23 protein-coding genes and 1 other annotated feature are annotated in these 24,387 nt (G+C 38.2%); of the genes, 15 read left to right on the plus strand and 8 right to left on the minus strand.

Annotation, left to right across the window (positions count from 1 at the left end; genetic code table 11):
• Nucleotides 1-69 precede the first annotated feature (69 nt).
• The 4 genes from B6258_RS09330 to B6258_RS09345 all read right to left on the minus strand — a co-directional run bounded on the left by B6258_RS09330 (nucleotide 70) and on the right by B6258_RS09345 (nucleotide 3,524).
• Nucleotides 70-1,269, minus strand: coding sequence for a multidrug effflux MFS transporter (locus B6258_RS09330; protein ID WP_099075025.1), 1,200 nt, complete (start codon nucleotides 1,267-1,269; stop codon nucleotides 70-72).
• Nucleotides 1,270-1,374: 105 nt separating this feature from the next.
• A complete protein-coding gene (gene rlmC / locus B6258_RS09335) occupies nucleotides 1,375-2,508 on the minus strand; it encodes a 23S rRNA (uracil(747)-C(5))-methyltransferase RlmC (protein WP_099075026.1) in 1,134 nt (377 codons plus the stop codon).
• A gap of 30 nt (nucleotides 2,509-2,538) precedes the next feature.
• Nucleotides 2,539-3,054, minus strand: a complete 516-nt coding sequence (locus B6258_RS09340) for a type III secretion system chaperone family protein (protein ID WP_099075027.1) — start codon at nucleotides 3,052-3,054, stop codon at nucleotides 2,539-2,541.
• 167 nt (nucleotides 3,055-3,221) lie between these two features.
• Nucleotides 3,222-3,524, minus strand: a complete 303-nt coding sequence (locus tag B6258_RS09345) for a YbjC family protein (protein WP_099075028.1) — start codon at nucleotides 3,522-3,524, stop codon at nucleotides 3,222-3,224.
• Nucleotides 3,525-3,695: 171 nt separating this feature from the next.
• Between B6258_RS09345 and B6258_RS09350 the strand changes: the two genes are divergently transcribed.
• Nucleotides 3,696-3,959 carry a GrxA family glutaredoxin gene (locus tag B6258_RS09350; protein ID WP_036912158.1) on the plus strand — a complete coding sequence of 88 codons (264 nt, stop codon included), beginning with the start codon at nucleotides 3,696-3,698 and terminating at the stop codon, nucleotides 3,957-3,959.
• Nucleotides 3,960-4,212: 253 nt separating this feature from the next.
• Here the strand turns inward: B6258_RS09350 and B6258_RS09355 are convergent, their stop codons facing one another.
• On the minus strand, nucleotides 4,213-4,638 hold the full coding sequence (locus B6258_RS09355) for a secondary thiamine-phosphate synthase enzyme YjbQ (RefSeq protein ID WP_099075029.1): 426 nt from the start codon (nucleotides 4,636-4,638) through the stop codon (nucleotides 4,213-4,215).
• A 239-nt stretch (nucleotides 4,639-4,877) separates the two neighbouring features.
• On the opposite strand from B6258_RS09355, the gene ybjG reads away from it, so the two are divergent.
• The 4 genes from ybjG to B6258_RS09375 all read left to right on the plus strand — a co-directional run bounded on the left by ybjG (nucleotide 4,878) and on the right by B6258_RS09375 (nucleotide 11,238).
• Nucleotides 4,878-5,489: an undecaprenyl-diphosphate phosphatase gene (gene ybjG / locus B6258_RS09360; protein WP_099075030.1), complete on the plus strand. Its 612-nt coding sequence runs from the start codon at nucleotides 4,878-4,880 to the stop codon at nucleotides 5,487-5,489.
• Between the two features lie 910 nt (nucleotides 5,490-6,399).
• Nucleotides 6,400-7,716 carry an HAAAP family serine/threonine permease gene (locus B6258_RS09365; protein WP_099075031.1) on the plus strand — a complete coding sequence of 439 codons (1,317 nt, stop codon included), beginning with the start codon at nucleotides 6,400-6,402 and terminating at the stop codon, nucleotides 7,714-7,716.
• 122 nt (nucleotides 7,717-7,838) lie between these two features.
• Nucleotides 7,839-9,203: an L-serine ammonia-lyase gene (locus B6258_RS09370; protein ID WP_099075032.1), complete on the plus strand. Its 1,365-nt coding sequence runs from the start codon at nucleotides 7,839-7,841 to the stop codon at nucleotides 9,201-9,203.
• 364 nt (nucleotides 9,204-9,567) lie between these two features.
• Nucleotides 9,568-11,238 (plus strand): formate--tetrahydrofolate ligase, encoded by a 1,671-nt coding sequence (locus B6258_RS09375; protein ID WP_099075033.1) that lies wholly within the window; start codon nucleotides 9,568-9,570, stop codon nucleotides 11,236-11,238.
• Between the two features lie 149 nt (nucleotides 11,239-11,387).
• On the opposite strand, the gene B6258_RS09380 is transcribed toward B6258_RS09375, so the two are convergent.
• Nucleotides 11,388-12,590: a serine hydrolase gene (locus B6258_RS09380; protein ID WP_099075034.1), complete on the minus strand. Its 1,203-nt coding sequence runs from the start codon at nucleotides 12,588-12,590 to the stop codon at nucleotides 11,388-11,390.
• A 157-nt stretch (nucleotides 12,591-12,747) separates the two neighbouring features.
• On the opposite strand from B6258_RS09380, the gene B6258_RS09385 reads away from it, so the two are divergent.
• Nucleotides 12,748-13,368 (plus strand): glutathione S-transferase family protein, encoded by a 621-nt coding sequence (locus tag B6258_RS09385; RefSeq protein WP_099075035.1) that lies wholly within the window; start codon nucleotides 12,748-12,750, stop codon nucleotides 13,366-13,368.
• A gap of 1 nt (nucleotide 13,369) precedes the next feature.
• Here the strand turns inward: B6258_RS09385 and B6258_RS09390 are convergent, their stop codons facing one another.
• A complete protein-coding gene (locus B6258_RS09390) occupies nucleotides 13,370-14,191 on the minus strand; it encodes an SDR family oxidoreductase (RefSeq protein WP_099075036.1) in 822 nt (273 codons plus the stop codon).
• 357 nt (nucleotides 14,192-14,548) lie between these two features.
• Nucleotides 14,549-14,679 (plus strand) — a sequence feature (His leader region).
• Nucleotides 14,680-14,723: 44 nt separating this feature from the next.
• Between B6258_RS09390 and hisG the strand changes: the two genes are divergently transcribed.
• The 8 genes from hisG to hisIE are packed head-to-tail and all read left to right on the plus strand — an operon-like array spanning nucleotide 14,724 to nucleotide 21,853.
• On the plus strand, nucleotides 14,724-15,623 hold the full coding sequence (gene hisG / locus B6258_RS09395; RefSeq protein WP_099075037.1) for an ATP phosphoribosyltransferase: 900 nt from the start codon (nucleotides 14,724-14,726) through the stop codon (nucleotides 15,621-15,623).
• A gap of 6 nt (nucleotides 15,624-15,629) precedes the next feature.
• A complete protein-coding gene (gene hisD / locus B6258_RS09400) occupies nucleotides 15,630-16,949 on the plus strand; it encodes a histidinol dehydrogenase (RefSeq protein ID WP_099075038.1) in 1,320 nt (439 codons plus the stop codon).
• Nucleotides 16,949-18,031, plus strand: a complete 1,083-nt coding sequence (gene hisC, locus B6258_RS09405; protein WP_099075039.1) for a histidinol-phosphate transaminase — start codon at nucleotides 16,949-16,951, stop codon at nucleotides 18,029-18,031. The genes hisD and hisC overlap by 1 nt, the downstream gene beginning before the upstream one ends.
• Before the next feature lie 49 nt (nucleotides 18,032-18,080).
• Complete coding sequence (gene hisB, locus B6258_RS09410) at nucleotides 18,081-19,148, plus strand: bifunctional histidinol-phosphatase/imidazoleglycerol-phosphate dehydratase HisB (protein ID WP_099075040.1); 1,068 nt, start codon at nucleotides 18,081-18,083, stop codon at nucleotides 19,146-19,148.
• Nucleotides 19,148-19,738, plus strand: coding sequence for an imidazole glycerol phosphate synthase subunit HisH (gene hisH, locus B6258_RS09415; RefSeq protein ID WP_099075041.1), 591 nt, complete (start codon nucleotides 19,148-19,150; stop codon nucleotides 19,736-19,738). The genes hisB and hisH overlap by 1 nt, the downstream gene beginning before the upstream one ends.
• Nucleotides 19,739-19,743: 5 nt before the next feature.
• The gene (gene hisA, locus B6258_RS09420) at nucleotides 19,744-20,481 is read left to right on the plus strand and encodes a 1-(5-phosphoribosyl)-5-[(5-phosphoribosylamino)methylideneamino]imidazole-4-carboxamide isomerase (protein WP_099075042.1); all 738 of its coding nucleotides are present in this window, start codon (nucleotides 19,744-19,746) and stop codon (nucleotides 20,479-20,481) included.
• Nucleotides 20,463-21,236 (plus strand): imidazole glycerol phosphate synthase subunit HisF, encoded by a 774-nt coding sequence (gene hisF / locus B6258_RS09425; protein WP_023581269.1) that lies wholly within the window; start codon nucleotides 20,463-20,465, stop codon nucleotides 21,234-21,236. Before hisA ends, hisF begins: the two co-directional genes overlap by 19 nt.
• Nucleotides 21,236-21,853, plus strand: a complete 618-nt coding sequence (gene hisIE, locus B6258_RS09430) for a bifunctional phosphoribosyl-AMP cyclohydrolase/phosphoribosyl-ATP diphosphatase HisIE (RefSeq protein ID WP_164996154.1) — start codon at nucleotides 21,236-21,238, stop codon at nucleotides 21,851-21,853. The genes hisF and hisIE overlap by 1 nt, the downstream gene beginning before the upstream one ends.
• A 100-nt stretch (nucleotides 21,854-21,953) precedes the next feature.
• On the opposite strand, the gene yiaY is transcribed toward hisIE, so the two are convergent.
• Nucleotides 21,954-23,105 (minus strand): L-threonine dehydrogenase, encoded by a 1,152-nt coding sequence (yiaY, locus tag B6258_RS09435; protein WP_099075044.1) that lies wholly within the window; start codon nucleotides 23,103-23,105, stop codon nucleotides 21,954-21,956.
• A 314-nt stretch (nucleotides 23,106-23,419) separates the two neighbouring features.
• On the opposite strand from yiaY, the gene B6258_RS09440 reads away from it, so the two are divergent.
• Nucleotides 23,420-23,917 (plus strand): YbaK/prolyl-tRNA synthetase associated domain-containing protein, encoded by a 498-nt coding sequence (locus tag B6258_RS09440; RefSeq protein ID WP_099075045.1) that lies wholly within the window; start codon nucleotides 23,420-23,422, stop codon nucleotides 23,915-23,917.
• Nucleotides 23,918-24,387: the final 470 nt, after the last annotated feature.

Raw genomic sequence — 24,387 nt, forward strand, 5'->3', positions numbered from 1 at the left:
GAACTGCACCCCAAAGTTGGACACAACTTTGGGGTGTTTTTATGTCTGAATAAACAACAAATCGTTGTTCTATTCTTGTATAGCCTGTTTTTCTATTAATGTTTCTTTGTGGCTTACTCGATAAGCGTTCAACGCTAATAAACTGCCAAGTAACATCACAATGGCTAATGCTAATTTAGGTTGTACAGGTGAAGCCAATGCCGTTAAACCAAAGGCTGCACCACCTGCCATTTGGATAAAACCCACTAATGCAGAGGCAATACCTGCCGTTTGTGAATAAGGCTCAAGTGCATAACTTGTCGCTGGCCCCATAATAAAAGCAAGGCCAGCACAAGCACTTGCCACAGGAAGCATATAGATCAACCAATGATCCTGCATTTCGACAGGAATAAGCAACAAGCTACCTAACAAGCTCACACAGCCTAATCCCATTAGTCCGCTTCCGAAGATCAAACAAATAGGTCTGCCAGCACGATGAATAACGCGGTTTGCATAAAAACTGACAAACATGATCCAAAAACCATTGATACCAAAAACAATAGAAAAAATCAGTGCTGATAATTTTGCATCATTCATCAATACAATTGGAGCAAATGACACATAGGTTAATGCCATTCCCATTGTACCTGCATTCACTAAAGCAAAAGTCAAAAAGCGTTTACTGCATAAAATCTCAAGGTATGTTTTACCTAACTTTTGTTTTGATTGAGCAGTATTTTCAGGTTTTGTTTCTGGTAAAAAGCGGGTGATCAAAATCAACACCAGCGCTGAATAGAAAATTAAAAAACCAAAAGGTGCACGCCATCCCCAATATTCTGCCAATAATCCACCTAATAATGGTGCCAATGCAGGGATAATATTTAATGTACCATTTAAAAAACCAAAAACGCGGGCGGCTTCATTACCATTAAAACAGTCACGAACACAGGTAAAAGCGACAACAGAAGTACAGCACACAGCTGAAGCTTGTAATAATCGCGAGATAATAAAAAGCGTTGAGTCTGTCGAAATTGTTGCAATAACAGAACCCACAATATAGATAAGGATCCCCGCAATAGCGATAGGTTTACGACCAAACTTATCCACTAAAGGCCCTGATATAAGTTGCCCTACACCTAAGACTAAAATAAATAAAGCGATAGTTGATTGAATAAGGGATACACTACTTCCTAAATCTTGAGCTATCGCGGGTATCGTCGGCAAATAAAGATCGATCCCCAAAGGCCCCAATAACACCATCACTAATAACAACGCTTTTAAATTCTGCATAAAATAGAATGCCTATCTAATAAAAAAGAAAACGCCCGATGTTATCCATCGAGCGTTAAATGCTTATTTATACTAACATCCAATCACTATTTTGTAATAAATATCTTAGTTGTCTTGTAATACCAATAACGTAAGAACTTCATAGTGAGAAGTATGAGGAAACATATCAAACAATTGCACTCTATCTATTTGATAGTGTGAAAGTTGCTGAATATCTTTTGCCATAGTTTGAGCATTACAACTTGAGTAAAGGATAAAGCGAGGTTTCATTTTATTTAGATAACCGCACAATGCCTCACCAATACCTCTCCTTGGTGGATTAACAAGGACTAATTCAGGAACAGACTCTTTAGCTAATGCATAACCTGTTGAATCTAGCGCTTGAAACTCGACATGCTCTAACCCGAGTTCCTGAGCTGATAAACGTGCACATTCAATGGCTTCTGGACTAATTTCAATGCCTGTTAATTGGGTTGATTTATCTGCACAATGCAACCCAAAGCCTCCAGATCCACAAAACATATCCCACAGATGCGTGATATTTAATTCTCTTACCCAACGACCTGCCGTGGCATAAAGTGATGAAGCCACCGCCGGATTAGTTTGAAAAAAGCCTCTAGGGCGAATATGCAATGGAATTTGGTTAAACGATTCATCCAAGAACGTTTTTTCTGTCAGAATAATTTCTTGCTCGCCTTCCAAAATAGCCATGTGTACCGGTTGAATATTAACGGAGATCACCGCCAATTGAGGTAATTGCGCTTGTAACCAAGGAAGTGCTTTGCGAAGTTGTTCTAGTTTTTTTTCTGAACGCAAAACAAAGCGCAACATCATGGTGCTATTACTGCGACTCTCTGTTAATAAAATAAACTTGAGTTCACCACGGCGACGCTCGATGTCATAAGGTACTAACCCTGCTTTTGCAATAAATGTTTTTAAAACAGGAAACACAAGTGCAAAAGAAACTGGGTACAGTGGACATTCGCATAAATCGACAGCAACACCCTCTTTAGTTTTTAAACCTAAGACGGGTCTTTCGACACTCCCACTGACCACCATTTTTGCTTTATTACGAAACTGCGCCTGTTGGCTTTCAACTGGCGCTAATTTATCAAAAGCATAATCTTCAGGAAGTAATGCTAATAGGCTGTGCTGTTTTTTCTTGATTTGTTCTGGATAAGCAAGAGAAAGCCACTCACAAGAATGACATTCACCCGCACTAAATCGTGCGCATTGCATAAGATTTTGTGACCGTTATGGAGATTAATATTAATGTACAGTGTAGGAGGAGTCAGTTGATGTGTTATTTATCTCAACATCGTCTTCTTCATCTTCTTCGTTTTCACTTTCTTGTTTTTCGCCATACAAGAAACCGTTATTAAAAATTTCACTGACAACTTCAGCTGATTGCTCTTCTGCTTTTTGTAAGAACAGATCAAATTGATTAAGTGAGATACCTGCTGCAACCGGAAATGATTGGCAGAAAACTAATTTTGGTAAGTTCTCATCACTAATTTCTAGAAATGTTTTAATAAATAAAGAGCTTGCATTAATTTGGCTTAGATTTGCCATTAATGGCACTATTGCTGACGGTTTTAGTTCAGCGATAGCGGTAAATACAAGTACATCCTCAAGAATATCAATTTTGGCATCAAAAATACCACTGATATATTGAAGATGCGGTAAATGTAACGCCTGACAAGAGTCACATTCATAATAAGCAATCTGTAGTTCATCAAGCCAAGACTTTAGCTGATCCAGATCGGTAGTCACAACAGCGTTCATTCAAATAACCTTTACGCGCAAAAAAAAGAGTGCCTTTTGGCATTGGCGCTATTTTGCCACTATTTCTATCTTGAAGGCACTAATAAATAGAAAAACTAAGAAAATTAAGCCAATTTACACATTGGATTTTCTTCGTTTTTAATGCATTTTTGAGCAAAAACAGAGCGCTATTCTTCGTTATTCTCTTTTTTCTTTTTACTATTTGTGGATTTATGATCAATCCCTAAAAAAGTTAATCGATAAATAGCACGCCATACAATATGGATAGCCGGCGGGATCATGCAGATAACCCCTAAAACAACTAGCGTTAATTGTCCTGTATATGTTCCTAGCCACTGCGGAGAGGTCATATATTGATTGATATAAAGATAAGCTATCACCAATAGCATAATCCCAATTATTTCAATGACGATAATGGGTTTTGGCATATCTGACAGTGATTTCATATCTCGATTTGAAGGCTTTTCCATTATTTCTCCGCTAAATGCTGTGTTGCAGTCCTATCTCATTATTCGGCAAATTGGTATAATTTATCACACTAAAAGGCAATAACTGTTTTTGTTTAGCCTAATAAAAGGGCATAGTAACAACCAATAGAAACTATTATGCCTGAATTTTATTTCCTCAATAAGGAGTGTCGTATGTTTGTTGTCATTTTTGGTCGCCCTGGTTGCCCATATTGTGTTCGTGCGAAACAACTGGCTGAAACTTTGTCTGAAAAACGTGACGATTTCGATTTCCGCTATGTCGATATTCAAGCTGAAGGAATTACAAAAGCTGATTTATCTAAAACTGTCGGTAAGCCTGTTGAAACTGTGCCACAAATTTTTATTGATGAGAAACACATTGGTGGTTGCACTGATTTTGAAGCTTATGCTAAAGAAAATTTAGGCATCTACAACTAATTTAAAAGCGCTAAAACAGCTTATTTATCAATATGTTTTAGCGCTTTCTTTTTTTTGCATCATCCCTCTTTTCATTATTCTCCCTCTCTTTCTAAAAAAAATTCTATTTTTTTTCATTAGCCAGCGAACTTTCTTTCTAACTCGTAGTCTGAATTAGTGCCACTGCTTTTCTTTGATGTCCCCAAATATTGAGGAGCCCGATAGTTTCAACCCCTTTGGTGAAATAACTGTCGGGTTTTTTATTGCTTCAAATTTAATAATATTCACCTTGTAATGTCACAATAATACGACGATTACCGCCATGATTACGATGTTCACCAAGATAAATCCCCTGCCAAATCCCTAAATTCAGCTCACCTTGACTAATAGGAACCGTGATACTTTGTCCAAGTAAGCTACTTTTAATATGTGCAGGCATATCATCGCTGCCCTCATAGGTGTGAAGATAATAATCTTCGCCTTCTTTTACGCTGTGATTAAAGAAGTTTTCCAAGTCACTTCGTACTGTCGGATCCGCATTTTCATTAATCGTTAATGAAGCCGATGTATGTTGAATAAAAAAATGAGCAATTCCGATTTTGTATTGTCTTAGTTCCGGTAATTCTTGAATCAATGCTTGTGTAATTAAGTGAAATCCTCTTGGCCTTGCATTAAGGACTATATTTTTCTGGAGCCACATAAAATTATACCTCGTTGAAGATAAGAAAAAGAACGATGTGAGAGCAATAACATAAGCGCAATACTCTTTTTAAGCGTGCTTTAGCTCAGTTTGATATAAAACTGACAAATCTTTTAAAAAAAGCACAATTAAATAAGAAAAAAACACTTTACCCCTATTACTCCCTCATTTACCCTTAAAAACTTGCGTATTATGTATCATAAACATCGCTTATCAGTACGACATGTATGGAGCCTACTTTGCTGGAACAATTCAATTTAGCCGTATTTTCAATGATGAATGCAACACCTGCGGCATCTCCTTTAGAAATCGGTACGGCGATAATTATTGCTAAGTACCTTGTCTATCTTTTTCCGTTATCTTTAGTGTTCTATTGGTTATGGGGTAATGAAAAATATCTTAGCCAGCAAAGAACATTAGTATGTAAAGCGGCTGTCTCTTTAGGTATTGCACTTTCTATCTCTTGGGTGATTGGCGCTATTGCGCCTCATGAACGCCCTTTTGCCGCCAACATTGGCTACAACTTTCTTGATCATGACGCAACACCCTCATTCCCAAGTAACCATGGTACGTTTGTTTTCACCATTGCTTTAGCTTATCTCTTTTGGCATAACAGCAAACGCATTGGCTATATTATGATCGGTTTAGGACTTGCGATTGCTTGGGCACGTATCTATCTTGGCGTACATTGGCCAATTGATATGATTGGTGCTTTTATCGTTGCGCTACTTTCTTGTGGCCTTTGCCAGATCTTCTGGTCTAAAGGTGGTGATACACTCCAAAAATGGGTACAACAACTCTATCAACTCTGTTTTGCTTATCCCATTCGCAAAGGTTGGACAAAGGCCTAACCTTTCTAATCCCGAAAAAGACCACATTCATTGTGGTCTTTTTTATATTTAACTTAAGTAATACCGCCCATCAATATATTAATATATAAATAAAAATATTCTCTACTATTATATTATTTGTCCAAAAAATAAATATGTTGTTATTTTAATCAAAATAAAACTTTTATATTCGTTATATAACAACCTACCAAACTCATTTATTAACACATTCATTGTCGTATTTATAAACAATATTCTACTTATAAATGAAATATAGGCATATTCATTTCATAAAACAAAAGAAATTCATTAATAAATAATCATATTGAAATGTTTCTATATTCTTTTGTCTATTTTTAAACATTAATTAAAGAAAATAATTTATTATTATATTTCAATAACATATATGGTTAATGCAATGTTTTAATTGTAAACAAAAATAACCTCATTGATTTTAATCATTTATTTTCTAGTTAATAAAAACACCTAAAAATAATCATTAACATGTGAACATTTAAGTATTTAGCTTTATTTTGTACTTACTTTAAAATTGGAAACTTATTTCAAAATGTTTTAAAAACCGCCGAGAAAAACACAAAATATAAAAAATGTTACATTTTCAGGTTTTTCAGTTATATTTAGCATTTGAGATGGCGATCACGGTAGTTTATCCTGAAAAACACTATATTCTGCACCTCTTAAGTCTGGATATAAACTTATTGAATATTTTTTCAAATTTTGAAAGAGTCTAATTTTTTTGAAATTTAAAGGCTTTGTATGTGGTAATTGAAGATATTGAGATAACACCAGGTACTCAATGCACTCATTTATTCATAATTAAATTTATGCCGTGATTATTTCTAAAAAGAAATACAATCGCGTCCTTATTTTTATTCATTATTTTTTTTACCGCGTTATTTCGGAGAGTATTATGGATACAACCAAAGTTGGTTCTATCGCGTCGGGTAACACCCAAGGTGATTACAAAACATGGCGTAAGTCAGATACAGTATGGATGTTAGGTTTATACGGTACGGCTATCGGTGCTGGCGTGCTATTTTTACCTATCAACGCAGGGATTGGTGGTTTAATTCCTCTGTTGATTATGTTAGTACTTGCATTCCCAATGACTTTCTTTGCACACCGTGGTATGTGTCGCTTTGTGTTATCAGGTAAAAACCCTGGTGAAGATATCACTGAAGTTGTTGAAGAACACTTTGGTAAAACAGCAGGTAAATTAATCACCCTGCTCTATTTCTTCGCAATTTACCCTATTCTATTGGTTTATAGCGTTGCTATCACCAATACAGTAGAAAGCTTTATTGTGAACCAAATGCACATGGCGGCTCCACCTCGCGCAATTTTATCGCTAGTACTGATTGTTGGTATTATGTCGATTATTCGCTTTGGTGAACAAGCTATTGTTAAAGCAATGAGCGTTTTAGTATTCCCATTTGTTGCTGTCCTGATGGTCTTAGCACTGTATCTAATCCCAGAGTGGAATGGTGCGGTTCTTGATACTCTCTCTTTTGATCACGCAACAACATCAGGCATGGGTCAAGGCCTATTAGTAACCCTATGGTTAGCTATCCCTGTCATGGTGTTCTCTTTTAACCACTCTCCAATCATCTCTGCGTTTGCTGTTGCAAAACGTGAAGAATACGGCGAAAACGCTGAGAAAAAATGCTCTCGCATTTTAGCTTATGCGCACATCATGATGGTTATCACTGTCATGTTCTTCGTGTTTAGCTGTGTATTTAGCTTAACACCAGAAAACTTAGCTGAAGCAAAAGCACAGAACATCAGTATCCTGTCTTACCTTGCTAACCATTTTGAAGCTCCTGTTATTGCTTATATTGCTCCATTTATTGCTTTCGTTGCGATTACTAAATCTTTCTTAGGCCACTACTTAGGTGCTCGTGAAGGTTTCAACGGTTTAATCATCAAATCGCTGCGTGAAAAAGGTAAAACAATCGAAAAAGATCGTTTAAACAAAATCACTGCACTGTTTATGCTGGTTACAACTTGGATTGTTGCAACATTAAACCCAAGCATTTTAGGTATGATTGAAACATTAGGTGGCCCAGTTATCGCAATGTTACTGTTCCTGATGCCAATGTATGCAATCCGTAAAGTACCAGCAATGAAGAAATATGAAGGCCATATCAGCAACGTATTTGTTGTAATCATGGGTCTTATCGCAATCTCAGCAGTTTTCTATAGCTTAATTAACTCTTTCATGGGCTAATAAAGCATCGAATGGCTACTTTCTTAAAAGAGAGTAGCCATCGCTTTAGGCTTCAAAACTGACTCTTAACACTCTAATAATCACACAGTTGCGCCTTTAAATTAATTAGGGAGGCGAATATTATGGTTAGCGTCTTTGATATTTTTAAAATCGGTATCGGCCCTTCAAGCTCACACACTGTAGGCCCAATGAAAGCAGGTAAAGAATTCGTTGATTTACTTGCTGAAAAAAATCTTCTTTCTTCTGTTTCCCGCGTTATCGTTGATGTTTATGGCTCTTTATCTTTAACGGGTAAAGGTCACGCAACGGATATTGCTATTATTATGGGACTCGCAGGAAATTTACCTGATACAGTCGACATTGATTCTATCGCCCCATTTATTAAACAAGTGGAAACAACCGGCCGCTTAATGCTGGCAAATGGCATACAAGAAGTCGATTTTCCGGTTGAAGGCGGTATGAATTTTCATAAAACCAATCTACCCCTTCATGAAAATGGCATGACCATTACCGCTTATAACGGTGAACAGGTTTTATTGAAAAAAACCTATTATTCTATCGGTGGCGGTTTTATTGTTGATGAAGAGCATTTTGGTCAACCTGAAGAAAATGCCGTCCAAGTTCCTTATCCTTATCAATATGCGGCTGATTTACGTCGCCATTGCAAAGAAACAGGTCTTTCTTTATCAGCATTAGTGATGCAAAACGAATTAGCATTACGTAGCAAAGAAGAAATTTCGGCTCATTTTGCGGCTGTTTGGGAAGTAATGAAGTCAGGTATTGAGCGCGGTGTAAATACCGAAGGCTTATTACCGGGGCCATTACGCGTACCTCGCCGTGCTTCTGCATTACGCCGTATGTTAGTCACAGAAGATAAAACGACAACAGATCCAATGACCGTTGTTGACTGGATTAATATGTTTGCTCTTGCCGTAAATGAAGAAAATGCGGCTGGTGGACGTGTTGTTACAGCCCCCACAAACGGTGCCTGTGGCATTATTCCAGCCGTATTGTCTTACTATGATAAGTTTATTCGTCCTGTAAATGAAAACTCTTACACTCGCTTTTTCTTAGTTGCGGGTGTTATTGGTTCACTTTACAAAATGAATGCATCTATTTCAGGTGCTGAAGTCGGTTGCCAAGGGGAAGTTGGTGTTGCTTGTTCAATGGCTGCAGGTGCATTAACTGAACTTTTAGGCGGTAGCCCAGAACAAGTATGTATTGCAGCGGAAATTGCAATGGAGCATAACTTAGGGCTTACCTGCGACCCAGTAGCAGGACAAGTACAAGTTCCGTGTATTGAACGTAATGCTATCGCAGCGGTACAAGCAGTAAACTCATCTCGTATGGCTTTACGTCGTGTCAGCGATCCTCGTATCTGTTTAGATAAAGTCATTGAAACAATGTATGAAACAGGTAAAGACATCAATGCTAAATATCGTGAAACCTCTCAAGGTGGATTAGCCATTAAAATTTCTTGTGACTAAACCTGAGCGTTTTAAACATAGATATTTATAATAGATAAGGCGCTGATATCAGCGCCTTTTTTGTTTATTCACATCTATCTTGATGCTCTTCTTTTTTAATATCCTCTTTTTTGTATGAGATTAAATTGTCATCCTTAGCTAAAATACGTTTTTTCAAAAAAGCAAAACATCACTCAATAGAGATAATTTAAAGAAAAAATAGGAGCTAATAACAAAAATTATTTAAATGACGTGACGATAAGCGCGTTATCTAAAGTAAATAACTACAAATTAATCAATCTATTGGCCATATTTAGATTATTGTCTAAAGTTGATAAGTAAAGATCACTAGAGACATCATCTGCGGGATAAAAAGAGAATTAAAATGAAATCAGATATTCAAATCTCCCAAGAAGCACACCTCTTACCTATTCAGGACATTGCTAAAAATTTAAATATTGATCAAGACGATATCGAGTTTTATGGCAAGTATAAAGCTAAATTTAGCCACAGCATTTGGTCAAAAATTGCGACAAAAAAGCCCGGAAAATTAGTTTTAGTTACAGCAATTAACCCAACACCTGCTGGTGAAGGTAAAACAACCGTCACTGTGGGATTAGGGCAAGCACTTAATCATATTGGAAAAAATACCATTATTGCATTGAGAGAACCCTCTTTAGGCCCTTGCTTTGGCATTAAAGGTGGTGCGACGGGAGGTGGTTATTCACAAGTCGTTCCAATGGAAGATCTTAACCTTCATTTTACTGGCGATTTTCATGCAATTACCTCCGCCAATAACTTACTTGCGGCCATGCTCGATAATTCCATTTATCAAGGTAATCCTTTAAATATCGATCCTAAGAAAATCGTGTTTAAACGTTGTATGGATATGAACGATCGTGCTTTGCGTAATATTGTTGTGGGATTAGGGGGAGAAAAAGACGGTATCACAAGAGAAGATAACTTTGTTATTACTGTTGCTTCTGAAATTATGTCTATCCTTTGTTTAGCAGTGGATATTGATGATTTAAAACAACGACTTTCTCGCATTATTGTTGCTTATTCTTATCATGGTGATCCTGTTACCGCAAACGATCTACATGCAGTCGGAGCAATGGCGAGTTTATTAAAAGATGCCATTAATCCTAATTTAGTCCAAACTCTCGAAAATACCCCAGCCATTATTCATGGAGGCCCTTTTGCTAATATTGCTCATGGATGTAATAGCGTAAGGGCGACAAAACTTGCTCTTCAACTTGCGGATATTACTGTGACAGAAGCGGGTTTTGGTGCTGATTTAGGCGCTGAAAAATTCTTTGATATAAAATGCCGGATCAGTGGATTACGCCCTGATTGTGCCGTTATTGTTGTCACCACTAAAGCGCTAAAATATAACGGTGGTTTAGGCAAAGGCGAATGGAATAATGAAGATTTAGTGGCCCTAGAAAAAGGCATTGTAAATCTTGAAAAACACATTGAAAATCTTAAAAAATATGGCTTACCCGTCATTGTCTCTCTTAATGCTTATGTCACTGATAGTATTGCAGAGCACCAGTTTATCGAACAATTTTGCCAAGACAGAGGTTGTCGCTTCGCAATGACCAAAGTGTGGGAAAAAGGCGGCGAAGGTGGTATTGAATTAGCTAAGCAAGTGATTGATACGCTTGAAAATGAACAGGGCCAATTTCAATTAATTTATCCTGATGATGCCTCACTGAGCCAAAAAATCGATATTGTTGCCAAAGAAATTTATGGCGCAGAGGGTGTGACTTATAGCCAACACGCTCGTAACATGTTGGAAAAGATAGAAAGTATGGGCTTTGCTCATTTCCCGGTTTGCATGGCAAAAACGCAATATTCACTCTCAGATGATCCCACATTATTAGGCCGCCCGACTGGCTTTACAATCAATGTTCGTGAAGTGTATGTTTCTGCTGGCGCTGGCTTTGTTGTCGCCTTAACAGGCGCTATCACAACAATGCCTGGATTACCCAAAACACCTGCTGCTATCGCTGTTCATGTTGATAATCAAGGTAAAATCGATGGGCTTATTTAAGTTCTAAAATAGGATATCACTCTATTTTATTGAGTATAAAAAATCCGTAATCGTTAAACAATTACGGATTATTTATATAAAGATAACGGCTAGTCTTTCTTTTTGGGTGAAAAACTCAGTAACGCTTTGATAGCTCCATTATTGGTAAATTAACCAAAAATAGCATTAAACCAACCGGATACTGTTTTAACAACAAAATCCCAAATACGACTAAAGAAACCGCCTTCCTCAACCGCTTCTTTTACGACTAATGGGCGTTGTTCAATCACTTCATCATTTAATAAAAAGTTAACTGTACCTACAACCTGATTTTGAGTTAATGGCGCTTCTAATACAGGATTGGTTAAAGTAAAAGAGGCTTTCAGATTTTTCAATTCACCTTTAGGAATGGTAATTGAGGCATCATTAGCAACCCCTAATGCAACTTCGCCTTTATCACCGTACCACACTTTTTGCGTTGTCAGTGGTGTACCTGCCTTTACGGGTGTTACCGTTTCAAAAAAGCGGAAACCCCAACCTAATAATTTTTCACTTTCAGCAAAACGCACTTTATCTGATGGTGTTCCTAAAACAACAGCAATCAAACGCATATCACCTTCAGTTGCCGACGAAACAAGATTGTACCCTGCGCCATTAGTGTGGCCTGTTTTCACACCATCGACATTCATATTTTTATTCCACAATAAACGGTTGCGGTTTGGCTGACGAATATTGTTGAATGTAAATTCTTTTTCTTTATGAATTTCATACTCTGAAGGAACATCGCGGATCATGGCAGCGGTGAGTAAAGCCATATCTTGTGCGGTTGTATATTGCCCATCAGAATCTAACCCATGGACTGTTTTAAAGTGCGTATTTTTTAAACCCAGATTGTTAGCATAGGAGTTCATTAAATCAACAAAGGTTTCCTGACTACCCGCAACATGTTCTGCTAATGCAATACTGGCATCATTACCAGATTGAATAACCATACCGCGATTTAAATCAATCACTTTGACCTGATCACCCGGTTTCAAGAACATCAATGATGATCCCTTTAATACCGGATTTCCCGTTGCCCATGCATTACGCCCTACAATCACCATATCGTCAGGTGACATACGACCTTCTTTGATAGCTTGTCCAACAACATAGCTACTCATGATTTTTGTAAGACTGGCGGGATCTAAACGCTCATCAAGTTTTTCTGATGCCAGAATTTTTCCGCTGTTGTAATCCATTAATACATAAGATTTTGCCTCTATTTGAGGAGGTACCGGATTATTTACTGCAAATGAAGGACTAGAAATAATTAGCAGTAAACCCATTCCCGCGGTAACCTTACCCAGAACAGATGGAATATTTTTTTTCATTACCGATCACCCTTTTATATCAATTTGTTAAAGCTTTCCTACTATATGGCTTTCTGGAATAAGACGCCAACATTGATATATAGAGATTTATCTTATATTCATATTTAGCGCCCTATAGAGGGAAATTTTATTACTTATCGTGGTTTAGGAGACCTTTATGTTAAAAGTCTGGGGTAGAAAAAACTCATCTAACGTTAAAAAAGTTCTTTGGTGCTTAAAGGAATTAAATGTTCCTTATGAACAAATCGATGTTGGCGGTCCTTTTGGTGGACTCAATGAAGCAAATTATTTAGCGATGAATCCCAATGCTTCTATTCCAACCTTACAAGATGATGACTTCGCTTTATGGGAGTCTAATACCATTATTCGTTATTTATGTGCAAAATATGCAAATAACACACTCTATCCTGTTGATCCTAAACAACGAGCTAATATAGAAAAATGGATGGATTGGTCAAATGGCAGCCTATTTGCTCCCATTCAACAAATGATGATCATGATTGTTCGCACACCTAAAGAGCAACAAAACCCTGAGATTGTTAACACGTTGAAAGAGAAGCTTAATAAATTAATGAAAATCGCTGACGATCAACTTGCAAAAACAACTTATTTTGCAGGAGATGCATTCTCTCTTGCCGATATGGCGATCGCACCATTGGTCTACCCGTGGCTCGAAGTTTGCAAAGATAGACCTCACTTCCCTCACATTGAGCGTTGGTTTGCGCAATTAAGTGAAAGACCTATTTTCCGTGATATCGTGTTACTGCCTGTAAATTAAGTTAATTCATTGGCATTTTGTCGGGATCTGGATAATGGTAATGAAATCCAAGATCTCGACAGATCTCCTGACCATCAATTTCTCGTATTAAAGGCTTATCTTCCTCGGCAAATTCAGGCGGAATAAGATCGAGTTGATTAGACACTCTTGAGTAAAAATCTTTCTTTTTAGGGTGAATTGGGGCACATAAATTATATAAATGGCCACCTTCATGCTGCGCAAGAAGTTGTTCGACAGCAAAAATCACATCGTCTAAATGGACTAAGTTAACGCATTGATGAGCGCCTTTTACTTGTTTCTTCCCTGATAAAAAACGTCCTGCATGACGACCCGGTCCGACTAATCCAGCTAATCGAAGAATATCAACCGTAGTCAACGGTAAACGATGTAGCCAGTTTTCAACTTCTGCTAACATTTTTGCTGATTGTGTTTCTGGTCGAATATCCATTTCTTCTGTGATATTACCTGTCTGATTGCCATATACAGAAGTAGAGCTAATGTAAATGATTCTCGTAACATGGCGAGACATTGCACTATCCACCAGCGTCTGAATGGCTTCAACATAATCATAACCTCCACCAGCAGCACTGGGTGGTAATGTGATAATGAGGACGTCAGTTTCCATTAAGTAATCAAAATCATCTCTATCGCATTCAATTGCGGGTGTTAAATTCACTAAACAGCAGTCAACACCACTCATTCTTGCTGCTTCTACGCCATCTTCGGTGGTTTTAGTCCCTTTAACTTGGTAGCCTGCATCACGCAACGCAGCGGCAAGTGGTAAACCTAACCAACCTAATCCTACGATGGTTATTCGTTTCATTTTGCTCCCCTACTTAAATGGCTTAGTCAAAGTATGCTATAAAATTTTAGTTTCGCCATTACTTATAAATACTACTTATATTTCGTGAACGTTTAGCATCTCCCTATATACTCGCCTACTTGTGCCATTAAGTAAATAAGAGAAATATTAAAATCACATTAAAAACAAAAGGTTATAAAATAATTAAATTATTATTAAAAAATAGGTTGCTTTATGCTTTGTAAATCATGTAGGTTGAAAGGCAGACAAATTCTAAATGCAGGTTACTAAATACTGGTTAACAGTAACAGGCATTACTAAATAACAAATAGTGTTATTAGCTAGGAAAATAATTATGTATAGCATTCAACTAAACCACCATCATCACCATCACCCTGACTAGTCTTTCAGGCGATGAGTGCTGGAAGACGTTTAAGAAACGCTTCCGGTGGTCTGAATGCAGACAAACAATAAAAACCCCGGAAGGCAACTTCCGGGGTTTTTTTATAGCTAATTTTCATCACAAAAATATGGACAATGATAGGGTAATATTATGTTAGATAAAGCAAGATTAAGGATCGCAATGCAAAAGTCGGGACGTTTAAGCGATGATTCTCGTGCTCTTTTAGCTCGCTGTGGGATCAAAATCAACTTAAATCAACAACGCCTGATTGCTTACGCTGAAAATATGCCAATCGATATTTTGCGTGTGAGAGACGACGATATTCCGGGATTGGTAATGGATGGTGTTGTAGATTTAGGGATCATCGGTGAAAACGTTTTAGAAGAAGAGTTATTAAAGCGTCGCTCACAAGGTGAAAATCCAAGTTATCTGACACTACGTCGCCTTGATTTCGGTGGCTGTCGTTTATCTCTAGCAACCCCTGTTGATTTCGATTATCAAGGTGCGGAATGCTTAAATAATACGCGTATCGCAACCTCCTATCCAAATCTCCTCAAACGCTATTTAGACCAAAAAGGCATCAAGTTTAAATCCTGTTTATTAAATGGCTCTGTTGAAGTCGCCCCTCGTGCGGGTCTTGCTGACTCTATCTGCGACTTAGTTTCTACTGGCGCAACATTAGAAGCCAACGGTTTAAAAGAAGTTGAAGTGATTTATCGCTCAAAAGCCTGTTTGATCCAACGCGACGGTGAAATGGAAGCCGATAAACAAGCCCTGATCGACCGCTTACTAACACGTATTCAAGGCGTTATTCAAGCTCGAGAATCCAAATACATTATGTTACACGCCCCCAGTGAGTGTCTTGAAGATGTCATTGCATTACTTCCGGGAGCTGAAAGACCGACTATTTTACCTCTGGCAGGTGACCAAAATCGCGTTGCAATGCACATGGTAAGTAGCGAAACCCTATTCTGGGAAACAATGGAAAAGCTTAAAGCATTAGGTGCAAGTTCAATTCTTGTTTTACCAATTGAAAAAATGATGGAATAAGGTGAAATGATGAAAACGGGTTTTAATACATTAACTTACTGGAATAAATGCACTAAAGAACAGCAACAAGTGCTATTAACTCGCCCTGCTATTTCTGCATCAGGTTCAATTACAGAACTAGTTGCTAGCATCATTTCACAGGTACGCAATGATGGAGATAAAGCGCTTAAAGCACTTAGCCAAAAATTCGATAAAGCAGCGCCGGAAAGTGTTTTGGTGTCAAAATCGCAAATCAATGAAGCCTCATCAAGGCTTGATAGCAAAATAAAACAGGCAATAGAACAGGCGATGAATAATATTCGTTGCTTTCATGAGGCTCAAATTCCTAACGCTATCAACGTGGAAACTCAACCTGGTGTATTTTGTCAGCAAGTAAGTAGACCGATTGATGCAGTAGGCCTTTATATTCCTGGAGGTTCGGCACCATTACTTTCAACAGTAATGATGTTAGGTATTCCAGCCCGTATTGCTGGTTGTCGCAAAATTATTCTTTGCTCACCGCCCCCTATTGCTGATGAAATTTTATATATTGCACAACAAATTGGTATTGATGAAATCTTCCAAGTAGGTGGTGCACAAGCAATTGCAGCGATGGCATTTGGTACTGAATCTATTCCTAAAGTTGATAAAATTTTTGGCCCTGGTAATGCTTATGTAACAGAAGCGAAACGCCAAGCAAGTCAATCGCTACAAGGTGCCGCAATCGATATGCCTGCGGGCCCTTCTGAAGTATTAGTGATTGCGGATGCGGATGCAAATCCAGCATTTATTGCCGCTGACTTACTTTCGCAAGCTGAACACGGCCCAGATTCACAGGTTGTATTATTAACACCCGATGAAACACTTGCTAAAGCCGTTATTGCTGAAACTGAAACACAACTGACGCTATTAAGTCGCGCTGAAATCGCTAAACAAGCACTAGCAGAAAGCCGCGTCATTATTACTCGTGATCTCGATCAGTGTATCGAAATTAGTAACAGCTATGGCCCTGAACACTTAATTATTCAAACCAATGATGCTGATACTCGTGTTGATAGCATTACCAGTGCTGGATCTGTTTTTCTTGGTGCTTGGTCACCAGAGTCTGCCGGAGACTATGCTTCTGGTACTAATCACGTTCTACCGACTTATGGCTATACATCAACCTATTCAAGTTTAGGCTTAGCTGATTTTATGAAGCGTATGACAGTACAGAAACTCACAGCACAAGGTTTATCTGATTTAGCACAGACCATTGAAATATTAGCGCAGGCAGAACAACTCACCGCACACAAAAATGCTGTCACACTCCGCATTAACGCTTTAGCTCAGGGGAAAAAAGAGTGATGAAAACTCAATTTGATATCAATACACTTGCAAGAAAAAATGTACGTGAATTAACCCCTTATCAATCTGCTCGACGCTTAGGGGGAAAGGGTTCTGTTTGGTTAAATGCAAATGAATACCCTATCGCGCCTGACTTTACTTTTAATGAAAAAAACTTAAACCGTTACCCTGAGTGTCAGCCAGTTAGCGTTATTAGCCGCTATGCAAAATATGCAGGTGTAGATACGAATCAAGTCTTAGTTAGCCGTGGCGCCGATGAAGCGATTGAACTCCTTATTCGTGCTTTTTGTGAGCCGGGTAAAGACGCAATGCTTTATTGCCCACCGACATATGGAATGTATAGCGTTAGCGCTGAAACTTTCGGTGTAGAACAGCGAGTTGTCCCTGCACTTGCTGATTGGAGCCCTGATGTCAATGCCATTGCATCACAACTTGATAATGTAAAGCTTATCTACCTGTGCAGCCCCAATAATCCGACAGGAAATATAGTTGATCCTTCGCTTATTCGTGATGTATTAGCCTTGGCTAAAGATAAAGCCATTGTTGCGGTAGATGAAGCTTATATTGAATTTTGCCCACAAGCATCAATTGTTTCATGGCTTGAAGATTATCCGAATTTAGTTATTTTGCGAACCTTATCGAAAGCTTTTGCTTTAGCAGGACTTCGTTGTGGCTTTACACTTGCCAACCCACCAGTCATTGAATTATTACTAAAGGTGATCGCACCATACCCACTTTCAACACCAGTTGCAGATATTGCTGCGCAAGCATTAACAGAAGCAAGTATTGAGATAATGAAAAAACGAGTGGCCGAAATTTCACGCAATAGAGCCATTTTATCTGACACGTTAAAAAAATTGCCTAATGTTGAACAGGTTTATAACAGTGAAACCAACTATATTTTAGTGAAATTCACTGATGCGACTCTGGTTTTCCGTACTTTATGGGAACAAGGGATTATTTTACGCGATCAACAGCGTCAATATGGACTTAATGGCTGTTTGCGTATTTCGATCGGTACAGCAGAAGAATGTGATAGCGTGATTAATGCCATAAAAAATATTCAAACTGCAAACGTATAAAACATTAAAAATAATAACAACAAAAAATCGCAACTGAGGAACCTCAACCATGAGCCAAAAAATTCTTTTTATCGACCGTGATGGTACTTTAATCACTGAGCCCCCCACGGATTACCAAGTTGATAGACTTGATAAGCTTGCTTTTGAAAATGGCGTGATCCCCGCACTGACTGCGCTGCAACAAGCAGGCTATAAACTCATTATGATCACGAATCAGGATGGATTAGGTACAGAAAGTTTTCCTCAAACAGATTTCGATCCTCCTCATAATTTAATGATGCAAGTTTTCTCATCTCAAGGGATCACATTTGATGATGTTTTAATTTGTCCTCATAAGCCTGAAGACAACTGCCCTTGTCGCAAACCAGAAACAGGGCTTGTCACCCAATATTTAGTTGATGGTGCACTAGATAAAAATAACAGCTATGTCATTGGCGATAGGCAAACTGATATTCAATTAGCTGAAAATATGGGTATCAAAGGCATACTTTATAATATTGGTGAGCTAAATTGGGCAGCTATTACAGAGCAACTGACTAAAAAAGATCGCTATGCCCACGTTGAGCGAAAAACAAAAGAAACACAAATCGCGATCGATGTTTGGCTTGATCGTGAAGGCAATAGCCAAATCAGCACAGGTGTCGGTTTCTTTGATCACATGCTTGATCAAATTGCCACACACGGTGGCTTTCGTATGAATATCAATGTAAAAGGTGATTTAGTTATTGATGATCACCACACGGTGGAAGACACCGGCCTTGCTTTGGGGGAAGCATTACGTGAAGCATTAGGTGATAAACGAGGTATTGCTCGCTTTGGCTTTACATTACCAATGGATGAGTGCCTCGCAAGTTGTGCGTTAGATATTTCGGGTCGTCCACACCTTGAGTACAAAGCCGAATTTAAATATCAACGTGTCGGTGATTTAAGTACAGAGATGATTGAACACTTTTTCCGTTCACTCTCTTACACCATGGGTTGCACACTACACTTGAAATCAAAAGGTAAAAACGATCACCACAAAGCTGAAAGTTTATTTAAAGTCTTTGGCCGCACATTACACCAAGCCATTCGTGTTGAAGGCAATACTTTACCAAGCTCAAAAGGTGTTCTGTGATGAAAGTGGTTATTCTTGATACAGGCTGTGCCAATTTAGCCTCTGTCGCTTACGCCGTGAAGCGACTTGGTTATGATCCAATAGTGTCCTACGAAAAAAACGTGGTGTTATCTGCAAATAAACTCTTTTTACCCGGAGTAGGAACAGCAAGAGCGGCAATGGAACAGCTCAAAGCTCGTGAGCTAATCCCTTTAATTAAAGCCTTAACACAACCCGTTTTAGGGATTTGTTTAGGTATGCAAATATTGGCCTCACTCAGCGAGGAAGGTAAAGACATTCCTTTATTAGGTTTAGTTGATGGCACCATAGATAAGCTTGATACCGCAGGATTACCATTACCTCATATGGGGTGGAACCAAGTATTAGCGAAACCTGGACATCCTCTTTTTCGTGATCTTGGTGACGATGCTTGGTTTTATTTTGTTCATAGCTATGCTTTAGCGCTCAATCAATCTACGATTGCTGAAACTGAATACGGATCGCGTTTTAGTAGCGCAATTCAAAAAGATAATTTTTATGGGGTGCAATTTCACCCAGAACGTTCAGGGAAAGCGGGTGCTCAACTTATCAAGAACTTTTTGGAGATGTAACCCGTATGATTATTCCAGCATTAGATTTAATTGATGGGAAAGTAGTTCGTCTTCATCAAGGTGATTATGCAAAACAGCGTGATTATGATGATAATCCGCTGACACGCTACCAACAATATGAAAAAGATGGCGCAAAATTGCTTCACTTAGTGGATTTAACAGGTGCAAAAGATCCTTCAGCTCGCCAAATTCCACTGTTAAAAGAACTTGTTGCTTGTGTCAGTGTCCCTGTACAAGTGGGTGGTGGCATTCGCACTGAAGATGACGTGAAATCACTACTCGATGCAGGAGCAAGCCGAGTTGTTATTGGCTCTACCGCAGTCAGTCAACCTGAAAGGGTGAAAACATGGTTTGAGCGCTATGGTGCAGATGCCATTGTATTAGCCCTCGATGTTCGCATTGATAAACAAGGCAAAAAGTGGATAGCCGTTAGTGGTTGGCAAGAAAACTCATCCTACACACTTGAAGATATTATCGAGCTTTATCAAAGTGTGGGTTTAAAGCATGTGTTGTGTACCGACATTTCTCGTGATGGCACATTAGCGGGTTCTAACGTCGAATTGTATAAAGAAATTAGCCAGCGTTTTCCTGATATTTTATTCCAAGCTTCGGGGGGTATTGGTGATTTACAAGATATCGCAGATCTTCCAGCATCGGGTGTTGCCGGTATTATTGTTGGTAGAGCATTATTAGAAGGCAAATTTACATTAAAAGAGGCGATATCATGTTGGCAAAACGCATAATTCCTTGTCTTGATGTCCGTGACGGGCAAGTCGTTAAAGGTGTTCAATTTCGTAATCATGAAATTATTGGTGATATTGTCCCTCTTGCTGAACGCTATGCCAAAGAAGGCGCTGATGAACTTGTGTTTTATGATATTACGGCATCTTCTGATGGTCGTGTTGTTGATAAAAGTTGGGTATCGCGTGTCGCTGAAGTGATTGATATTCCTTTTTGTGTTGCTGGTGGTATTCGCTCTGTTGAAGATGCTGGGAAAATTCTCTCATTTGGTGCAGATAAAATTTCAATTAACTCTCCTGCCCTCTCTGATCCTTCACTGATATCTCGTTTGGCCGATCGCTACGGTGTACAGTGTGTTGTTGTGGGCATTGATACTTGGTTTGATGAAAAAACAGGTGAATATTTAGTTTATCAATTCACGGGCGATGAAAAACGGACACAACAAACGCACTGGAAAACCCTTGATTGGGTACGTGAAGTTCAGCAACTTGGCGCAGGTGAAATTGTTTTAAATATGATGAACCAAGATGGCGTAAGACAAGGCTATGACCTAAAACAACTTGCCCTAGTACGCCAAGTTGCAGATGTTCCTATTATCGCATCAGGGGGCGCTGGCGAAATGTCACATTTTCTTGATGCATTTAAATTAGCCAATGTTGATGGCGCTCTTGCAGCCTCTGTTTTTCATAAACAAATAATTAATATTAACGAACTAAAACAGTATCTTGCAAAGAATGACGTTAAGGTAAGAATATAATGAATAGTGAAACATTAGTGCAACTAGATTGGGAAAAAGTCGATAATCTCATGCCTGTGGTGATCCAAAATGCCATTTCAGGTGATGTATTAATGCTAGGTTACATGAACAAAGAGGCACTAAATGTCACACTGAAAAGTGGAAATGTTACTTTCTATTCACGCACTAAACAGCGTTTATGGACAAAAGGTGAGACCTCAGGCAACTTTCTCAAGTTAGTCAATATTTATCCTGATTGTGATAACGATACTTTACTTATTTTAGCCAATCCTATTGGCCCAACTTGCCATAACGGTACCGAAAGTTGTTTTGCCCCAGCACAAAGTCAATGGGGATTTCTCTATGAGCTTGAAAACTTATTACGTGAACGCAAAAATGCCTCACCAGATAGCTCTTATACTGCCCGCCTTTATGCCAGTGGTACAAAACGTATAGCCCAGAAAGTAGGCGAAGAAGGTGTAGAAACAGCATTGGCTGCCACTGTTAATGACAGAGAAGAACTAAAAAATGAAGCCTCAGACTTGCTCTATCACCTAATGGTACTATTACAAGATCAATCATTATCACTCTCTGATGTAATAGGTTGCCTACAAGCGCGTCATAAAAAAGCAGAGTAATTGAATTAACATTAATATGAAAAAAGCCGATACAAACTAAGTATCGGCTTCATCTTTAAGAAAAAAGTAATGTCTTAACTACTTTTTGATTCTCTTAGCATTACATTGCTTGGCGGAATAACTCGATAACATCACTTTCAGAACCCTGAACTGGGTTAGTGATTGCACAAGCGTCTTTCAGCGCATTTTCAGCTAATGTTTTGAAATCTTCTTCTTTCACGCCTAATTCTTTCAGGCCTGCTGGAATACCCACATCTTTAGCCATTTTACGAATTTCTTCGATACACGCTTTTGCACCTTGCTCATCGCTCATTGCAGAAACATCAACACCCATAGCTTGTGCGATATCTTTTAAACGACCAGCGGCTGCTTGAATGTTATAAGCTTGAACATGGGGTAATAAAACCGCATTACACACGCCATGAGGCAAGTTATAGAAACCACCTAATTGGTGAGCCATCGCATGTACATAACCTAAAGAAGCGTTATTAAATGCCATACCTGCTAAGAATTGAGCGTAAGCCATGTTTTCACGTGCTGTCGCATCACCACCATTATCAACAACTTTACGTAAAGACTCGCTGATCATAGTGACTGCTTTTAATGCACACGCATCAGTGATTGGATTTGCAGCAATTGAAACATACGCTTCAACAGCATGAGTTAATGCATCCATACCTGTTGCAGCGGTTAAACCTTTTGGCATACCAATCATTAATTCTGAGTCATTAACAGATAAGATTGGGGTAACGTTTTTATCAACGATAGCCATTTTGATATGACGCGCAGTATCTGTGATGATACAAAAACGTGTCATTTCCGATGCAGTACCTGCTGTAGTATTAATTGAAATCAGTGGTAATTGAGGTTTTGCAGAGCGGTCAACGCCTTCATAATCTGCAATTTTCCCACCATTAGAAGCCACTAACGCGATGCCTTTTGCGCAGTCATGTGGTGAACCACCCCCTAAAGAAATCACACAGTCACATTGATTTTCTTTCAGCAGAGCTAAACCCGCTTCTACGTTTTCAACAGTAGGGTTTGGTGCAGTCCCGTCATAAGTCACGCTAGAAATACCAGCCTCTGTCAGTAACTTGCTGACCTTATCAACAACACCCAGTTGATTTAAAATACTATCAGTAACGATTAATGCTTTATGAAAACCGAAGTCTTTCATTGAACTTACAGCATCAGCAAGACAACCAGCACCAATTTTATTTACAGAAGGGATATAGAATGTAGAAACAGCCATTATTGACTTCCTTTTTAGTAATTAAATCTATGTTTTAATATGTTCTATTCTTTTTGTTCTTAAATTGATCATCATCAAAATAATGAATAGATATCAATTTATTTATAATATTAGTATATGAATATAATTTTAGTAATTTAATTACTCTATTAATTCAATAGGATAATACTATTAACATATTATTATTTGTAACAAAATAATTTGAAAAGCTTATCAAAATAATCAAAACCAGCCGTGAACATCACAGCAGAATATTTTTTTTAAAGTCGTATAATGACATCAAAGAAATAACTTATTAAATTCAGGAGTCATTGATGTCTTTGACTATTTTTGAGCAGCTCACCACTCTATTAAATGACAACCATGCCACTTATCGTGTTATGAAACACCCTACCGCAGGTCGTTCTGAAGAAGTGGCAAAAATCAGAGGAACACAATTAGGACAAGGAGCGAAAGGACTTGTTTGCCATATAAAAGGTAACGGCGTTAAACAACATGTTCTGGCGATATTACCTGCCGATAAACAAGCTGATCTCACAAAACTCGCTCACAAAATTGGGGGAACAAGAGCATCACTGGCAAGCCCTAAAGAAGTGGATGATCTTACTCAATGCGTATTTGGTGCTATCCCCCCTTTTAGTTTTCATCCAGCATTAAAGCTTGTCGCTGACCCACTGCTTTTTGAACGTTTTGATGAATTAGCTTTTAATGCAGGCACATTAGAGCGTTCTATTATTCTTAATACGCAAGATTACAAACGTATTGCACAACCTGAATTAATCTCTTTTATTCGTGATGAAGAAAACGAATAATAAAAACGGTTAACTTATCCCTAACAATTACCCTGTTCATAAGTTTAGCTATGGGTAATTGTTATTATGATAACTAATCTTACTGTATGTATATATTTACACACCTAAATATAATATTAGATAATATAACCCAAAACACCACCAGTATTTAACACCACAAATAATAAAAAAATCAGAATTAATCCCATCAATTCTGTATTATCTTAGCGATAACGCTATAAAATGAGCCAGCCATAAAATTTTAACTATTTTTTCGATTCAGCACTCAATAATTAACTAAATAGATTTTATGTTATTGCCCTGATTTACTCGTACATTTAAGTTGGCATCAATAAAAATACAATAATGTAAATTTTTTTTACAATTCAGTTACTTTCTATCATACAAATATATAAACAATGTACCAATAGGTGCAGGGAAATCTTCATGCATAAAAAACAACCGCTTTAGTTTGTTGAAGATATCCCACT

Origin of the sequence: Proteus alimentorum, assembly GCF_002607735.1 — a bacterium.
Classification (GTDB): Bacteria; Pseudomonadota; Gammaproteobacteria; order Enterobacterales; family Enterobacteriaceae; genus Proteus; species Proteus alimentorum.

Bases quoted from the DNA above. Each gene is read 5' to 3' on its own strand.
- B6258_RS09330 (WP_099075025.1), bottom strand. From the start codon at position 1,269: ATGCAGAATTTAAAAGCGTTGTTATTAGTGATGGTGTTATTGGGGCCT.
- rlmC (WP_099075026.1), bottom strand. From the start codon at position 2,508: ATGCAATGCGCACGATTTAGTGCGGGTGAATGTCATTCTTGTGAGTGG.
- B6258_RS09340 (WP_099075027.1), bottom strand. From the start codon at position 3,054: ATGAACGCTGTTGTGACTACCGATCTGGATCAGCTAAAGTCTTGGCTT.
- B6258_RS09345 (WP_099075028.1), bottom strand. From the start codon at position 3,524: ATGGAAAAGCCTTCAAATCGAGATATGAAATCACTGTCAGATATGCCA.
- B6258_RS09350 (WP_036912158.1), top strand. From the start codon at position 3,696: ATGTTTGTTGTCATTTTTGGTCGCCCTGGTTGCCCATATTGTGTTCGT.
- B6258_RS09355 (WP_099075029.1), bottom strand. From the start codon at position 4,638: ATGTGGCTCCAGAAAAATATAGTCCTTAATGCAAGGCCAAGAGGATTT.
- B6258_RS09365 (WP_099075031.1), top strand. From the start codon at position 6,400: ATGGATACAACCAAAGTTGGTTCTATCGCGTCGGGTAACACCCAAGGT.
- B6258_RS09370 (WP_099075032.1), top strand. From the start codon at position 7,839: ATGGTTAGCGTCTTTGATATTTTTAAAATCGGTATCGGCCCTTCAAGC.
- B6258_RS09375 (WP_099075033.1), top strand. From the start codon at position 9,568: ATGAAATCAGATATTCAAATCTCCCAAGAAGCACACCTCTTACCTATT.
- B6258_RS09380 (WP_099075034.1), bottom strand. From the start codon at position 12,590: ATGAAAAAAAATATTCCATCTGTTCTGGGTAAGGTTACCGCGGGAATG.
- B6258_RS09385 (WP_099075035.1), top strand. From the start codon at position 12,748: ATGTTAAAAGTCTGGGGTAGAAAAAACTCATCTAACGTTAAAAAAGTT.
- B6258_RS09390 (WP_099075036.1), bottom strand. From the start codon at position 14,191: ATGAAACGAATAACCATCGTAGGATTAGGTTGGTTAGGTTTACCACTT.
- hisG (WP_099075037.1), top strand. From the start codon at position 14,724: ATGTTAGATAAAGCAAGATTAAGGATCGCAATGCAAAAGTCGGGACGT.
- hisD (WP_099075038.1), top strand. From the start codon at position 15,630: ATGATGAAAACGGGTTTTAATACATTAACTTACTGGAATAAATGCACT.
- hisC (WP_099075039.1), top strand. From the start codon at position 16,949: ATGAAAACTCAATTTGATATCAATACACTTGCAAGAAAAAATGTACGT.
- hisB (WP_099075040.1), top strand. From the start codon at position 18,081: ATGAGCCAAAAAATTCTTTTTATCGACCGTGATGGTACTTTAATCACT.
- hisH (WP_099075041.1), top strand. From the start codon at position 19,148: ATGAAAGTGGTTATTCTTGATACAGGCTGTGCCAATTTAGCCTCTGTC.
- hisA (WP_099075042.1), top strand. From the start codon at position 19,744: ATGATTATTCCAGCATTAGATTTAATTGATGGGAAAGTAGTTCGTCTT.
- hisF (WP_023581269.1), top strand. From the start codon at position 20,463: ATGTTGGCAAAACGCATAATTCCTTGTCTTGATGTCCGTGACGGGCAA.
- hisIE (WP_164996154.1), top strand. From the start codon at position 21,236: ATGAATAGTGAAACATTAGTGCAACTAGATTGGGAAAAAGTCGATAAT.
- yiaY (WP_099075044.1), bottom strand. From the start codon at position 23,105: ATGGCTGTTTCTACATTCTATATCCCTTCTGTAAATAAAATTGGTGCT.
- B6258_RS09440 (WP_099075045.1), top strand. From the start codon at position 23,420: ATGTCTTTGACTATTTTTGAGCAGCTCACCACTCTATTAAATGACAAC.